Raw genomic sequence first — 13996 nt, 5'->3', positions numbered from 1 at the left:
TCCAATATTGTTGGTGGCGTGAAGCGCGCAGACCATACTACGGATGATCGGAGACGCAAGGCATTCAGGCGTCGTTTTTGCCCGTCGTCGAATCGCTTGAAACGGCTTCATGCGTGCGCTCACGGCGCTTCTGCAGGTAGGCGCGGATGCTGTTGAAAATATCGTGGAGATTGATGAAGATCGGCAGGAGGCTGGGTGGTTCCACCGCTTCGAGCGACATGCCGACGGACTGGATATGGTCGTTCTCGTCGAGATCGCGGACGATGAGGATGATCTCGCCCAGACGAACGCGATCCGCATAGTCGGCCTTGCCGCCCAAGCGGTGGCGCATGAGCTCGGCGATGGTCAAACCCTTCTCCTGTTCGCTCAGCAGCCCCGGTCCGTAGGCTGCATCGAGATCGGCAGCCGGGCGCAGCGGCGAGATCGAGAAAGCACCGAAGAATTCGGCATCATCCGGATCGACCGGCGCGCGGCTGGCGAAGAGGCGGTCGAGCAGGCGAGAATAATTGGGCGAAACGAAGAGATAGACGATATCGTGTTCGCGCAGGCGGCCGGCATATTGATAACGCATGGATTTGCCGTCGCGCACGACAAGCGAGGGCATGGCCCAACGAGGAATGCGTTCGCCGCGCAAGACCGGACTGTCCTTCACGACGCGGTAGGTGAGGAGTTCGTGATTGACGGTGCCCGGCAGATCGACTTCGACTTTGTCGATCGCCCCCATGCGCGGGGGAACGATGAGGCCGAGGCGCCGCGCCATCGGCTTGATGGTCCAGCCCTGCACGAGCAGCGACACCAGCACGACGATGAAAGCGACGTTGAAATAGGTCTGGCCCGATTGGAGGTTACCGAGGATCGGCATGATGGCAAGCAGGATGGAGACTGCGCCACGCAGGCCGACCCAGGCGACGAAGCCGGTTTCGCGCTGAGTGTAATCGAAGGGCAGCAGGCAGAGCCATACGGCGATCGGGCGGGCGATGAAAATCAGGAATAGCGCCAGCGCCACGGCCGGAATGGCGATGGCGGGAAATTCCGATGGTGTGGCGAGCAGGCCAAGAACGAGGAACATGATGATCTGCGCCAGCCAGGTCATGCCGTCCTGGAAGCGCTTGATCGAGGCCGAGGCGGGCATTCTGCGATTGCCGGCATAGATGCCGGCGACATAAACGGCGAGGAAGCCGCTGCCGCCGACGGCGCCCGTGAAGGAGAAGACGAGCAGGGCCAGCGCCAGCACGAAGATCGGTGTCAGGCCGCGATCGGTCTCCAGCCGGCTGACGATGAGAACGATCATCATGCCGCCGAACAGGCCGAGGATGACGCCGAGGCCCATCTGCTTGATGAAGGTCGCCAGCATGGCGATGTTGATGCCCGCATAGCCTTCGCCGCTTGCCAGCAGCTCGACCAAGGCAAGCGTCAGGAAGATCGCCATCGGGTCGTTGGTGCCGGATTCGACTTCCAGCGTCGAGCGCACCTTGTCGCGGATATTGATGCCACCGATGCGCAGCAGGAAGAAGACGGCGGCCGCATCCGTCGAGGCGACGATGGAGCCGAGCAGTAGACCCTGCAGCCAAGTGAAGCCGAGGAGCCAGGTGGAGGCAAGGCCGAACAGCGCAGCCGTCACGATGACGCCGACGGAGGCAATGGTCAGCGCCGGTGCGGCGGCAAGCTTGAAGGCCTGGATCGGCGTGCCGTAGCCTGAATCGAAGAGGATGATGGCAAGCGCCAGCGAGCCGAGAATATAGGCGAGATAATTGTTGGAGAATTCGATGCCGAGCCCATCCGTGCCGGCGGCAAGGCCGATCATCAGGAAGAGCAGAAGCAGGGGGGCGCCGAAACGGAAGGCAATAAGGCTGGAGAAGGCCGCAATGAGAATAAGGACCGTGCTGATCAGCACGATGACGTAAAATGCCTCCACCTTTTCTTTCCCTTTCCGTGCGCCGCTGCTGGGGCCAAAAGCCCGGAATCTTGAAAATCTCTCCAGTTTCCATCATGCCGCCGCGCCGGGCAAATTGGCAAACACGGAAATCGCTCGGAGGAGAGTCTACGCATTGAAACTCTTTCCGACGACTGCAACGTCATGGTGTGATGCACTCTGCCAGAACAGCAAAGTGGCTTGGAACGCCCTGGGAGACTTCGAGTTTCAAAATTTATTGGTAAATCTGGACCATAGCAGGGCAGTGCAGAAAAAATCGAAATGTTTTTAAGATGATGCGGGGCGGGCACCCGCCGCGCCGTAGCCGTCGAGGGGACGCGGCACGATCAAAAGATCGGCTTTCGAGCCCCTTCTATAACAAAGCCGGCGGCGCAGATGACTGCGCCGCCGGCTTTATCGATTGCGATGATGATCGCAGGCTTTTTATCCAACTTGCTTCGACACCGGTGGGCTGTCGTCGCAAAGGGGGTGAAGCCCCGGATCAGATCAGCTTTGCGAAGGCAACTGCCGTGTCGGACATGCGGCTGGAGAAGCCCCATTCGTTGTCGTACCAGGACAGGACGCGCACGAAGTTGCCTTCCATGACCTTGGTCTGGTCGGTCGCGAAGATCGACGAGTGGCTGTCATGGTTGAAGTCGCGGGAAACCAGCGGCTCGTCGGTGTAGCCGAGGATGCCCTTCAGCTTGCCGTTCGATGCAGCCTTGATGGCTTCGTTGATTTCGCCAACCGTCGTTGCCTTCTTGGACACGAACTTGAAGTCGACAACCGAGACGTTCGGCGTGGGAACGCGGATCGACGTGCCGTCGAGCTTGCCCTTCAGGTGCGGCAGAACGAGACCAACGGCCTTTGCGGCGCCCGTCGAGGTTGGGATCATGGACAGGGCTGCGGCGCGGGCGCGGTACAGGTCCTTGTGCATGGTGTCGAGCGTCGGCTGGTCACCGGTGTAGGAGTGGATGGTCGTCATGAAGCCGTGGTCGATGCCGACGGCGTCGTCGAGAACCTTGACCACCGGCACTAGGCAGTTCGTGGTGCAGGACGCGTTGGAGATGACCAGGTGCTCCTTGGTGAGCTGGTCGTGGTTGACGCCGAAAACGACGGTCAGGTCGGCGCCGTCAGCAGGAGCCGAAACGATGACGCGCTTGGCACCGGCCGTCAGGTGAGCGGCGGCCTTGTCGCGGGCCGTGAAGATGCCGGTGCATTCCATCGCGATGTCAACGCCGAGATCGCGATGCGGCAGCGTTGCCGGATCCTTGATCGCCGTGACCTTGATCGGCTTACCGCCGCCAACGATGATCGTGTCGCCTTCGACCTTTACTTCGGCCGGAAACTTGCCGTGGATAGAATCGTAACGCAGCAGGTGCGCGTTGGTTTCGACCGGGCCGAGGTCGTTGATGGCAACGACTTCGATGTCGGTGCGGCCCGATTCGACGATCGCGCGCAGTACGTTACGGCCGATGCGGCCAAAGCCGTTGATGGCTACTTTTACAGTCATGAATGTCACTCCCTTTCACTCAGGGTGTTTATCTATTGGATTTGGGGGCGCTTGTCAGCGCCCTCAGGAAAGCTTTGCCTCAGCGGCTGCGACTACGGCTTCGGTGGTGATGCCGAAGTGCTTGTAGACGTCCTTGTACGGAGCCGAAGCGCCGAAGCTCTTCATGCCGATGAAGGCGCCTTCCGGTCCGATGAATGCATCCCAGCCTTCGCGAACGCCGGCTTCGACGGCGACCTTGACCGGCGAGTTGCCGATGACTTCCTTGCGGTAGGCGTCCGGCTGCTCGAAGAAGAGTTCGGTGCAGGGAACGGAAACGACGCGCGTGGAAATACCCTTGCCTTCGAGAGCCGTGCGGGCTGCGACAGCAAGTTCGACTTCGGAGCCCGAAGCGAAGATCGTCACCTTGGCGTCGGCATTGCCTGCCAGCGTGTAGGCGCCGAGTTCGCAGAGGTTCTTCTCGCTGTATTCGGTGCGAGCGGCCAAGAGGTTCTGGCGGGTCAGAGCGAGACCGGACGGACGGTTCGTCGTCTTGATCGCGATCTGCCAGCATTCGGCCGTCTCCGTTGCGTCCGCCGGGCGGAACAGCTGGAAGTTCGGGATGGCACGCAGGCTGGCGACCTGCTCGACCGGCTGGTGGGTCGGGCCGTCTTCGCCGACGCCGATGGAATCATGCGTCAGGACGTGGATGGCACGGATGCCCATCAGAGCGGCGAGGCGGAGCGGCGGACGGCAATAGTCCGAGAAGATCAGGAAGCCGCCGCTATAGGGGATGAGACCGCCGTGCAGGGAGATGCCGTTCATCGCGGCAGCCATGCCGTGTTCGCGGATACCCCAGTGCATGTAACGGCCGGAGAAGTCGGTCGGGGTGATCGACTTCATCTGGCTCGTCTTGGTGTTGTTCGACGGCGTCAGGTCGGCCGAGCCGCCGATCGTTTCTGGAATGAAGCCGTTGATGACTTCGAGCGCGTCTTCCGATGCCTTGCGGGTTGCAAGCGTCGGCTTGGTTTCGGCAAGCTTCTTCTTGTAGTCGCTGATGGCGGCGTCGAAGCCGGCGGGCAGCTCATGAGCAAAGCGGCGGGTGAATTCAGCCTTCTTGCCCGCTTCTGCACCGGCAAGGCGGCCCTCCCAGGCTTCGCGGGTGCTGACCGAGCGCCCGCCGGCAGCGCGCCATTCACCGAGAATGCCGTTCGGGATGACGAAGGGCTCGTAGGGCCAGTCCAGTGCGACGCGGGTGGCGGCGATTTCTTCGGCGCCAAGCGGCGAGCCGTGTACCTTGTGGGTGCCCTGCTTGTTCGGAGCGCCGAAACCGATGATGGTCTTGCAAGCGATGAACGTCGGGCGGTCGGACTTATGGGCGGCTTCGATAGCGGCACTGATGGCGGCCTGATCGTGGCCGTCGACTTCGATGGTGTTCCAGTGAACGGCCTTGAAGCGGGCGACCTGGTCGGTCGAATCCGAAAGCGAGATGGCGCCGTCGATGGTGATGGAATTGTTGTCCCAGAACAGGATCAGCTTGTTGAGCTTGAGGTGACCGGCCAGAGCGATCGCTTCATGGCTGATACCTTCCATCAGGCAGCCGTCGCCGCACATGGCGTAGGTGTAGTGATCCTGAAGCTCTGCGCCGAACTCCTCGCGCAGCTTGCGCTCGGCGATCGCCATGCCGACGGCATTGGCAATGCCCTGGCCAAGCGGGCCGGTGGTGGTTTCGATGCCGGTGGCGTGGCCGTATTCCGGATGTCCGGCGGTCTTGGAACCGAGCTGGCGGAAGCGCTGCAGCTCCTCGACCGTCATGTCCGGATAGCCGGTGAGGTAGAGAACCGAATAAAGCAGCATCGAGCCGTGGCCAGCCGACAGGACGAAACGGTCGCGGTCCGGCCAATGGGGGTTCTTCGGATCGAAGCGCAGATATTTGCCAAAGAGAACGGTAGCGACATCAGCCATTCCCATTGGCAAACCGGGGTGACCGGAATTGGCCTTCTCGACAGCATCCATGGCAAGGAAACGGATCGCATTTGCCATCCGGTCGTGTTGTTCGCGAGAGTTCATGGGTTTTTCCGCAGTGTTCCGGGTTCGGGGGATGGCCGCACGCCTGGGAGGGAGGGCCATCGGTTGAAAGGCGGGTAAAAGGGAGACGCTCTTCCGAACGCCATTTTCAACGTCGCCTCAGGCGGCTGAGACATAGCAGTTGGGGCGAGCAAGTCAATAAATCGACGGTTCAATCCAGGGTCCCTGCGGCAATTTTTTGACATTTGCCCGTTTACTTTTACAAAAGACGACAATCATGCGACAAGGCCTGTACGGCCGGCAAAGGAGGCATTCATCCACAGAATAGGGAGGGTGCCACATGGCAGCCTTTATTGACGTGCTGTTGCAGAGTTGAATATTGTTGCGAAATCAGACAAGTGGCCGGATGTTTTGATTCGGGCCTTGCGCGGAGTATCGAAGGCCATGACACCTTCAGGCAAAACGGTGGACGCAGCGCTCGCCCAGTTGCGCCAGGCGCTTTCCACTTTGGAAAGCGCAGTTGACGGGCGGTTCGAGCGCGAGCGTGCGCATAGCGACATAGAAGGCGAGGTGCGGCGGGTTCATGCAGATCGCTCTCGTCTTGCTCAGGAGCTGGATCAGGCCGAGTTCCGTGCGAACCGGCTCGAGGAAGTCAATCGTGAGGTGTCGCGCCGGCTTGTTACGGCGATGGAAACCATAAGAGCCGTGCTGGACCGCTGATCCCTTGGGGCAGCCGTCGCGACACGGCAATGATCGGAAAGTCGAATGGCACAAGTAACGGTAACGATCGACGGCAAAGCCTACCGGATGGCCTGCGAAGAGGGGCAGGAAGATCATCTGACGGATCTCGCCACTCGCTTCGACCGCTATGTGCTGCATTTGAAGAACCAGTTCGGAGAGATCGGCGACCTGCGCCTGACGGTCATGGCCGGCATCATGATCACCGACGAAGTGGCGGAACTCACGCGCCGCGTGTCTTCGCTCGAAGCCGAGCTGGAATCCCTGACGAGCAATCGCGATACGACCATGGCCGCCAATGCGCGGGCCGAGGAGACGCTGGCGAGCGTCATCGATGAGGTGACGACACGCATCCACGGCATTACCGAGAAGCTTCTCGCCCGGCCGAGCCCTGAGCAGGGCTGAGTTTATTTCTGAGGGTGGCGCTCATCACCCTCTGGCAGAAAGGCTGAATCCACTTTATATAGTTCGAGCGGTCTGCGCTTCCCGACAGGAACCACAATCCCTGGGGCCATACTCGATCCAAAGGGAGCTGTCCCTGACTAGGCCCGTGGGCCTGGACACACGGCGCCCACCTACGTTTGTAGGCACCCAGGATCGTAAACATCCATCGGTTGTCGTGGATCGCTCTTAAATTTTCCTCGCTAAGGCAAGGAAGGCGTTGCGTAGTTCTTTGTGCCGCGCTGACGCCAGTCCTCCTCCCCTTAACTTTTCGACCCGAGATAAACACCGCGCTCGAGTTCCGCGCGGTTGGTCGCGCTGCGCAAGCGCAGCAGGTCCTTGCGGGCAATCAAGCCGACAAGGCGGCCCGTTTGCGGTTCGACGACGGGAATACGTCCCGTATCGGCATGGATCATGATGTCGGCGACGCGGCCGACGGTATCGTCGGCATGGGCGACCGGAAGAGACGTATCCGATACGACGTCATAGAGCGACTGATCCATAAGCTCCGGCTCGCTCTGCCACCGCAAGGCACCGGCGCGTGAGATCATGCCGACCAAGCGGCTATCGGCTTCGACGACGGGATAGAAGCGATGAGCATCCAACCGCTCGGTCATGTGTGCCAGGGCTTCGGACAGGCGCATGGCGGCGGGCAAAGTATCCACCTTGGCGATCATGATATCGGCGGCGCGGGTGAGTTCGAACGGATCGATACCATATTCGCGGGTGATGTGCTGGCCGCGCCGTGCGATCTTTTCCGTGAGGATAGAGCGGCGCAGCAGCAGAACGGTGACGGCATAGGCTGCCACCGTTGCCGCCAGCAGAGGCACGAGAGCGCTCGTGTCCCCGGTCAGCTCGACGGCAAAGAAGGTGCCGGTGAGCGGCGCGCGCATGGTGCCACCCATCATCGCCGCCATGCCGAGCATCGCCCAGAAACCGGGATCGCCGGGCAAGACAAGGCCCACCAGCCAGCCCAGCGCACCGCCAAGAATGAGCAGCGGCGCCAAAACGCCGCCGGATGTGCCGGAGGAGAGCGCGACCAGCCAGACGCCTGCCTTGACCAGCAGGATCGCCAGCACAGCGCCGACGGCGATGTGGCTGTGCAGCAGATCGGCGATGATATCGTAGCCGACGCCGAGGGCGCGGGGTTCGATCAAGCCGCCGAGCCCGACGACGAGGCCGCCAAGTGCTGGCCACCACATCCAGTCGATCGGCAGCTTCTCGAAAGCATCCTCGATCTTATAGAGCAAGGTCGTCAGCAGGCCGGATTGCAGGCCGGAGATGATGCCAAGGCCGGCGGCGAGCAGAATGCCCCACCACGAGAGCGACATATCGAAATGAGCGGGGAAGAGTGCGCCGCTGCCGATCAGCAGCGGCCGCCAGACGACCGAAACGCAGGCCGCGACCGCGACGGGGATGAAGCTGCGTGGCTTCCATTCGAACAACAGCAGCTCGACGGCAAGCATGACTGCCGCGATCGGCGTGCCGAACACCGCCGTCATGCCGGCCGCAGCGCCGGCGACGAGCAGGGTCTTTCTCTCCGCGGCGCTGAGATGGAAGAGCTGCGCGAAGAGCGAGCCGATGGCGCCGCCGGTCATGATGATCGGGCCTTCCGCGCCGAACGGGCCGCCGGAGCCGATCGAGATGGCCGATGACAGGGGCTTCAGCACCGCCACCTTCGGCGACATGCGGCTGCCGCCGATGAGGATCGCCTCGATGGCCTCTGGAATGCCGTGACCGCGGATCTTCTCCGAGCCATAGCGTGCCATCAGGCCGATGACGAGGCCGCCAACAATGGGAGCGGCCACCATCCAGGGCGAGCGTGTCACCATGGCGAAGGACAGTGGCTCTGTGCTGATCTTGAACAGCCAGAAGGCGTTGCTGACGAGCGCAATGAGATTGACGAGCACCCAGGCCGCGAAAGCGCCACCGGTGCCGACGACGAGCGCCATGGCGATCAGCAGCAGGACGCGCTTGTCGGTGGTGAAGTCGCCATTGTCCTTGCGGGAGGCGCCGCCGGAGAAATCATGCCTGTTCGTTTGTTGGGGGGTGCTGTCCTGCATTGGCGACCTTCTGTGCTAAGCGTGCGCGGCCGTCCTTCAGCCGCTTCCCGCTTTGAGATGGCAAATATATCGTAATGCGATATAAATCAACTAGGGCCGCAAGCTGCGGCAAAGAGGATGATTTGATGGTGCGACGTTTGGACGAAGTTCTTTCGCAGGCGGATTACGAGGCGCTCGCCACATTGCGCTACACCCTGCGCAAGTTCACGGATTTCAGCACGTCCGCGGCGCAGGAGGCCGGCCTGCCGCCGCAGCAGCATCAGGCGTTGCTGGCGATCAAGGGCAATCCGCAAGGTGTGGCGATGACGATCGGCTTGCTGGCTGAGCGGCTGCTGATCGCCCCGCATACGGCGACCGAACTCGTGGGACGCCTCATCGATGCGGACTATGTCACACGGCATCCCGATCCCGCCGACAAACGCCGGCAGATATTACAGCTGACCGAGCGATCCGAAGAGGTGCTGCAGCGACTAAGTGCCATCCATCTGCGCGAAATTCGCGATATGGCACCGGAATTGATCGAGATCCTGACGCAACTTCAGGCCGAAGTGGAAGCCGAAGGCTGATCGCCATCCGCGGTACCCTCAGCTTAGCTCACAGCGCAAGAACGGTTGATCGAGCAATTTTCCGATCTATTTAACGTTGCGTGGCCTCGATGGCCGGAGGAACTGCGCCGCGCTGGCATTGTCGCGGAAATTCCGGTCGCGGCTGCATTGTGGTCACCTGCCTGACTGTCAGGAAATGTTCATCTGAAAGCTGTTGTGCAGCAGGTGACCGAGTTGAAAATTCCTGATAGGGAGCTGCGCGCAAGGTAAATGTGAAGATCACTTTTATGTGTAGATAAGTCTAAAAAGCCGGGTGCTTGGCAAATTCCTTTCAATAATCGCGGATTCATTGCTGGCGGAATTGGGAGCCGCGCCAAAATTGCCCAAATTCGGAACGATGGGAGCGCGTAACAACGGTCCTGTCGAAAGAAATGCAGGGCGGTAGCAAAGAGACGCATCGTCGGCGTTACTGAATATCCGAACAATCGGGACTGGCGAAGGTCAACAAACAGGTAGAGCATGTCGAGCCCAATCGATCTTGAAAAAGCCGATGAGGAACTGGAAGAAATTGGCGGTGTCATCGGTTTCCTCAATCGTTACCGCACGCTGATCGTCGCCGTTCTCACTGTCGCGGTCTTCTGCTTGGCGGCCTATGCGATCTACGATCTGACCAACCAAGTTCGCTATGACGACGTCGTACATGCTTTGACGACGACGAAGATTTCATCGGTGCTGCTCGCTCTGCTGTTCACCGGCCTGAGCTTCGCCTCGTTGATCTTCTACGACCAGAACGCGCTCGAATATATCGGCAAGCGCCTGCCGTTTCCGCATGTGGCGCTGACCTCGTTCAGCGCCTATGCCGTCGGCAATACTGCTGGATTCGGTGCGCTCAGCGCCGGCGCAATCCGCTACCGCGCCTATACGCGAATGGGTTTGGCGCCCGACGACATCACGCGCGTCATAGCATTCGTCACGCTTTCCTTCGGTCTCGGCCTTGCAGCCGTCGGCGCCATCGCGCTTTTGGTCATCGCCGATGAGATCGGGCCGCTGGTCGATGTCGACGGGCTATGGCTGCGCCTGATTGCAGTTGCCATCCTTGTGGCGCTTGCTTTCGTCGTCTTTGCCGGGCGCGATGGCCGCGAGGTGAGGCTTGGCTCGATCGCCGTCCGGTTGCCGGATTCGCGTACCTGGTCCCGGCAGTTCCTGGTGACCGCGTTCGATATTGCCGCCTCTGCCTCCGTGCTCTACGTGCTGCTGCCGGAAACGGCGATCGGCTGGCCGGGCTTTTTCGCCATCTATGCCATCGCCGTCGCTCTTGGCGTGCTCAGTCACGTCCCCGCCGGCTTCGGTGTTTTCGAGACGATCATCATCGCTTGGCTCGGCAGCTCGATGAACGAAGATGCCGTGCTGAGTTCGCTGGTCCTCTATCGCGTCATTTACAACGTCATTCCGCTCGTCATTGCGATTGCGGCGATCTCGGTGGCGGAACTGCGTCGTTTCGTCGATCATCCCGCCGCGTCAAGCATGCGCCGCGTCGGCGGCCGCCTCATGCCGCAATTGCTGTCTGCCTTTGCACTGCTGCTCGGCATGATGCTGATCTTTTCGAGCGTGACGCCAACGCCGGACCAGAACCTGATCGTTCTGTCCGACTATCTGCCTTTGCCTGTCGTCGAAAGCGCGCATTTCTTTTCGAGCCTTCTCGGACTGACCATCGTCGTCGCCGCCCGCGGTCTGGGGCAGCGTCTCGACGGCGCCTGGTGGGTATCGATCTTCTCGGCGGCGTTTGCCCTTTTGCTATCGCTGCTGAAAGCCATCGCCATCGTCGAAGCCGGATTGCTGGCATTCTTCATCTTCAGCCTCGTCGTCAGCCGCCGGCTGTTCTCGCGGCCGGCCTCGCTGCTGAGCCAGACGCTCACGGCCGGATGGCTGACGGCCATGGCCGTGATCTGCATCGGCGCCGTGGTGGTCCTGTTCTTCGTCTATCGCGATGTCGGATATAGCAATCAGCTATGGTGGCAGTTCGAATTCGCCGACGAGGCGCCGCGCGGCCTTCGCGCTGCGCTCGGCATTTCCATCCTGTCATCGGCGGTCGCGATCTTCAGCCTGCTGCGGCCGGCAACGAGGAGGCTGGAGCCAGTCACTGGGGAAGTGGTGTCGCGTGCGGTTCAGGTCGTCCAAAAGCAGGGCATTGCCGACGCCAATCTGGTGCGCATGGGTGACAAGAGCATCATGTTCTCGGAAAAGGGCGATGCCTTCATCATGTACAGCAAGCAAGGCCGCTCGTGGATCGCGCTTTTCGATCCCGTCGGCCCGCGCCACGCGCTTCCGGATCTTATCTGGCGGTTTGTCGAGGCGGCGCGCGCGGCCGGCTGCCGTTCCGTCTTCTATCAGATCTCGCCGGCATTGCTCTCCTATTGCGCCGATGCCGGTTTGCGGGCGTTCAAGCTCGGCGAGCTGGCGGTCGTCAACCTTTCGAATTTCGAGATGAAAGGCGGCAAATGGGCCAACCTCAGGCAGACGGCAAGCCGGGCGGTTCGCGATGGACTAGAATTTGCCGTTATCCAGCCGCAAGATGTGCCTGATGTCATAGAGCAGCTTGCCGAAGTCTCCGACACATGGCTTGCCGATCATAATGCCAAGGAAAAGAGCTTCTCGCTGGGCGCGTTCGATCCGGACTATGTGAGCTCACAGCCCGTCGGCGTGTTGAAAAAGGATGGTAAGATCGTCGCCTTTGCGAATATTCTGATGACGGAGACCAGGGAGGAGGGGTCCGTCGATCTGATGCGTTTTTCGCCCGATGCCCCAAAAGGTTCGATGGATTTTCTGTTCGTGCAGATCCTCGAATACCTCAAGGGCCAGGGCTTTCAGCGTTTCAATCTCGGCATGGCGCCGCTATCGGGCATGTCGAGACGTGAATCGGCGCCGGTCTGGGATAGGGTCGGGGGAACGGTGTTCGAACACGGCGAGCGTTTCTACAATTTCAAAGGGCTTCGTGCCTTCAAATCCAAGTTCCATCCCGAATGGCAGCCGCGCTATCTGGCTGTTTCGGGTGGTGTAAGTCCCATGATTGCGTTGATGGATGCCACATTCCTCATCGGGGGCGGACTTAAGGGGGTCGTGAGGAAATGATCTTGAAATACGCAATGTCATTGGCTTTCGGATTGATGCTGTCGGCGGGCCTGCTGGTGTCCGGCCAGGCGCGCGCGGAAGCTGACGATACCAAATACGATCTGGGCATGATCCCGGCGCCGCATATCCTGCGCCCGCAAGGCAAAGTTTCGAACGAGGTCGTCCTGATTTCCGATCTTGCCGGGTGGGGCGACAAGGAGAAGGCCGTTGCCGACAAGCTCGTCGCGAATGGCTCGCTCGTCATCGGTATCGACTATCCGTCCTTTCTGACGTCGCTCAACAACTACGACGTCAAGAAGAACGACGGCTGCATCTACATCGTCGCGGATCTGGAATCGCTGAGCCAGCAGGTGCAGCGCTCGTTTGCCGACAGCACCTATCAATCCCCGATCATTGCCGGCGTTGGCGCGGGCGGCGCCATGGCGTTGACGATCGCAGCTCAGACGCCGGATGCCACGGTTGCGGGTACGCTGGCCGTCGATCCGGCAGCCGGTATCGGCCTCAAGCAGGAGCTCTGCACGCCGGCCGAGAAGAAGACCGATGGCGATATGGTGTCCTTCGGCCTGCAGGAAGGCGCGCTGCCGAACCCGATTGTCGTAACCTTCACGGCGAACGCACCGAAGGACGGACGCGACCATGTCGAGGAGATCCAGAAGGAGCATCCCGAAGTCCAGACTACGAATTCCGACAATGCGGATACCTATGCGACGCTCGAGGCTTCGCTTGCCGACCTCATGAAGTCGATCGACGACGCCAAGTCGCCGCTCGGCCTGCCGCTCGATATCATGGAAGCGACGCCGACCGAGGATACGCTTGCCATCGTCTATTCGGGCGACGGCGGCTGGCGCGACATCGACAAGGAAGTCGGCAGCTATCTGCAGGATCAGGGCATTCCGGTAGTGGGCGTCGACTCCCTGCATTATTTCTGGTCGGAGCGGGATCCACAGCAGACGGCCGATGACCTCGCCCGGATCATCCAGTTCTATACCAAGCGCTTCAAGGTCAAGCATGTGGTGTTGATCGGCTATTCCTTCGGCGCCGACGTGCTGCCGGCAAGCTATAACCGCCTGAAACAGCCGGAAAAGGACAGGATCGTCCAGATGTCCTTGCTGTCGCTGTCGCAGAAGGTCGACTACGTGATTTCCGTCATGGGCTGGCTCGGGGCTTCGAGCGAAGGCAAGGGCGGCGATCCGATCAAGGATCTGAAGTCGATCAACCCGAAGATGGTGCAGTGCGTCTACGGCAAGGACGATGACGAGGATGTCGGATGCCCGCTGCTGAAGGGCACCGGTGCGGAAATCATCACCATGAATGGCGGCCATCATTTCGATGACGATTATGAGGCCTTGTCGAACCATATTATCAATGGCCTGAAGAGCCGCCTCGGCGAATAATGGATCGATACGGGCGGCTGGTTCGCACCGCCGCTCGTTTCCGCTTCGACATTTTCCTGTTGGCGATGCCAGCACCACCTCCCGATATCGTGTCGGTCGAGACGAAGGAACGGACCTTTCCCGGGTTCGTTGCTCAGCAATCATTTGCTTCTTGCCGCTGCTGCCGCTAGTCGAAAGAGGCACATATCGCGAGTGGTGCGGCTGGTGCCGGCCACTCGTTTCCACGTCCCGAGCATTTCCGTTTCAAACGGAGTCGC

The 13996-nt window shown here is 60.6% G+C and carries 9 protein-coding genes and 1 other RNA gene; 6 read left to right on the top strand and 4 right to left on the bottom strand.

Annotated elements, in window-relative coordinates; translation table 11 throughout:
- Positions 1–64: 64 nt before the first annotated feature.
- From GA0061102_RS15975 to tkt, 3 genes are all read right to left on the bottom strand, one after another.
- Positions 65–1915: a potassium/proton antiporter gene (locus GA0061102_RS15975; protein WP_092850611.1), complete on the bottom strand. Its 1851-nt coding sequence runs from the start codon at positions 1913–1915 to the stop codon at positions 65–67.
- Positions 1916–2414: 499 nt separating this feature from the next.
- Complete coding sequence (gene gap, locus GA0061102_RS15970) at positions 2415–3425, bottom strand: type I glyceraldehyde-3-phosphate dehydrogenase (RefSeq protein WP_092850606.1); 1011 nt, start codon at positions 3423–3425, stop codon at positions 2415–2417.
- A gap of 63 nt (positions 3426–3488) precedes the next feature.
- The gene (tkt, locus tag GA0061102_RS15965; protein WP_092850603.1) at positions 3489–5471 is read right to left on the bottom strand and encodes a transketolase; all 1983 of its coding nucleotides are present in this window, start codon (positions 5469–5471) and stop codon (positions 3489–3491) included.
- Positions 5472–5873: 402 nt separating this feature from the next.
- Here tkt and GA0061102_RS15960 point away from each other — a divergent pair, with 402 nt between their 5' ends.
- The 3 genes from GA0061102_RS15960 to ssrS all read left to right on the top strand — a co-directional run bounded on the left by GA0061102_RS15960 (position 5874) and on the right by ssrS (position 6797).
- Positions 5874–6149 (top strand): DUF4164 domain-containing protein, encoded by a 276-nt coding sequence (locus GA0061102_RS15960; RefSeq protein ID WP_004117381.1) that lies wholly within the window; start codon positions 5874–5876, stop codon positions 6147–6149.
- A gap of 45 nt (positions 6150–6194) precedes the next feature.
- The gene (locus GA0061102_RS15955) at positions 6195–6572 is read left to right on the top strand and encodes a cell division protein ZapA (protein WP_092850600.1); all 378 of its coding nucleotides are present in this window, start codon (positions 6195–6197) and stop codon (positions 6570–6572) included.
- Positions 6573–6638: 66 nt separating this feature from the next.
- Positions 6639–6797, top strand: a non-coding RNA gene (ssrS, locus tag GA0061102_RS15950) — 6S RNA.
- A gap of 74 nt (positions 6798–6871) precedes the next feature.
- On the opposite strand, the gene GA0061102_RS15945 is transcribed toward ssrS, so the two are convergent.
- Positions 6872–8671: a chloride channel protein gene (locus tag GA0061102_RS15945; protein ID WP_092850597.1), complete on the bottom strand. Its 1800-nt coding sequence runs from the start codon at positions 8669–8671 to the stop codon at positions 6872–6874.
- Between the two features lie 125 nt (positions 8672–8796).
- Here GA0061102_RS15945 and GA0061102_RS15940 point away from each other — a divergent pair, with 125 nt between their 5' ends.
- From GA0061102_RS15940 to GA0061102_RS15930, 3 genes are all read left to right on the top strand, one after another.
- Complete coding sequence (locus GA0061102_RS15940; protein ID WP_092850595.1) at positions 8797–9237, top strand: MarR family winged helix-turn-helix transcriptional regulator; 441 nt, start codon at positions 8797–8799, stop codon at positions 9235–9237.
- Between the two features lie 498 nt (positions 9238–9735).
- Entirely contained in the window at positions 9736–12345 is a 2610-nt protein-coding gene (gene mprF / locus GA0061102_RS15935) for a bifunctional lysylphosphatidylglycerol flippase/synthetase MprF (RefSeq protein WP_092850586.1), read from the top strand.
- Positions 12342–13739 (top strand): virulence factor, encoded by a 1398-nt coding sequence (locus tag GA0061102_RS15930; protein WP_092850581.1) that lies wholly within the window; start codon positions 12342–12344, stop codon positions 13737–13739. The genes mprF and GA0061102_RS15930 overlap by 4 nt, the downstream gene beginning before the upstream one ends.
- Positions 13740–13996: the final 257 nt, after the last annotated feature.

Origin of the sequence: Martinezella miluonensis, assembly GCF_900094545.1 — a bacterium.
GTDB classification, from domain to species: domain Bacteria; phylum Pseudomonadota; class Alphaproteobacteria; order Rhizobiales; family Rhizobiaceae; genus Rhizobium; species Rhizobium miluonense.
The sequence above is the reverse complement of the archived record's forward strand: the minus strand, read 5'-3'. Positions and strand labels throughout refer to the sequence as shown.

Coding starts and splice junctions, on each gene's coding strand:
- gap (WP_092850606.1), bottom strand. CDS start 3,425: ATGACTGTAAAAGTAGCCATCAACGGCTTTGGCCGCATCGGCCGTAAC.
- tkt (WP_092850603.1), bottom strand. CDS start 5,471: ATGAACTCTCGCGAACAACACGACCGGATGGCAAATGCGATCCGTTTC.
- GA0061102_RS15960 (WP_004117381.1), top strand. CDS start 5,874: ATGACACCTTCAGGCAAAACGGTGGACGCAGCGCTCGCCCAGTTGCGC.
- GA0061102_RS15955 (WP_092850600.1), top strand. CDS start 6,195: ATGGCACAAGTAACGGTAACGATCGACGGCAAAGCCTACCGGATGGCC.
- GA0061102_RS15945 (WP_092850597.1), bottom strand. CDS start 8,671: ATGCAGGACAGCACCCCCCAACAAACGAACAGGCATGATTTCTCCGGC.
- GA0061102_RS15940 (WP_092850595.1), top strand. CDS start 8,797: ATGGTGCGACGTTTGGACGAAGTTCTTTCGCAGGCGGATTACGAGGCG.
- mprF (WP_092850586.1), top strand. CDS start 9,736: ATGTCGAGCCCAATCGATCTTGAAAAAGCCGATGAGGAACTGGAAGAA.
- GA0061102_RS15930 (WP_092850581.1), top strand. CDS start 12,342: ATGATCTTGAAATACGCAATGTCATTGGCTTTCGGATTGATGCTGTCG.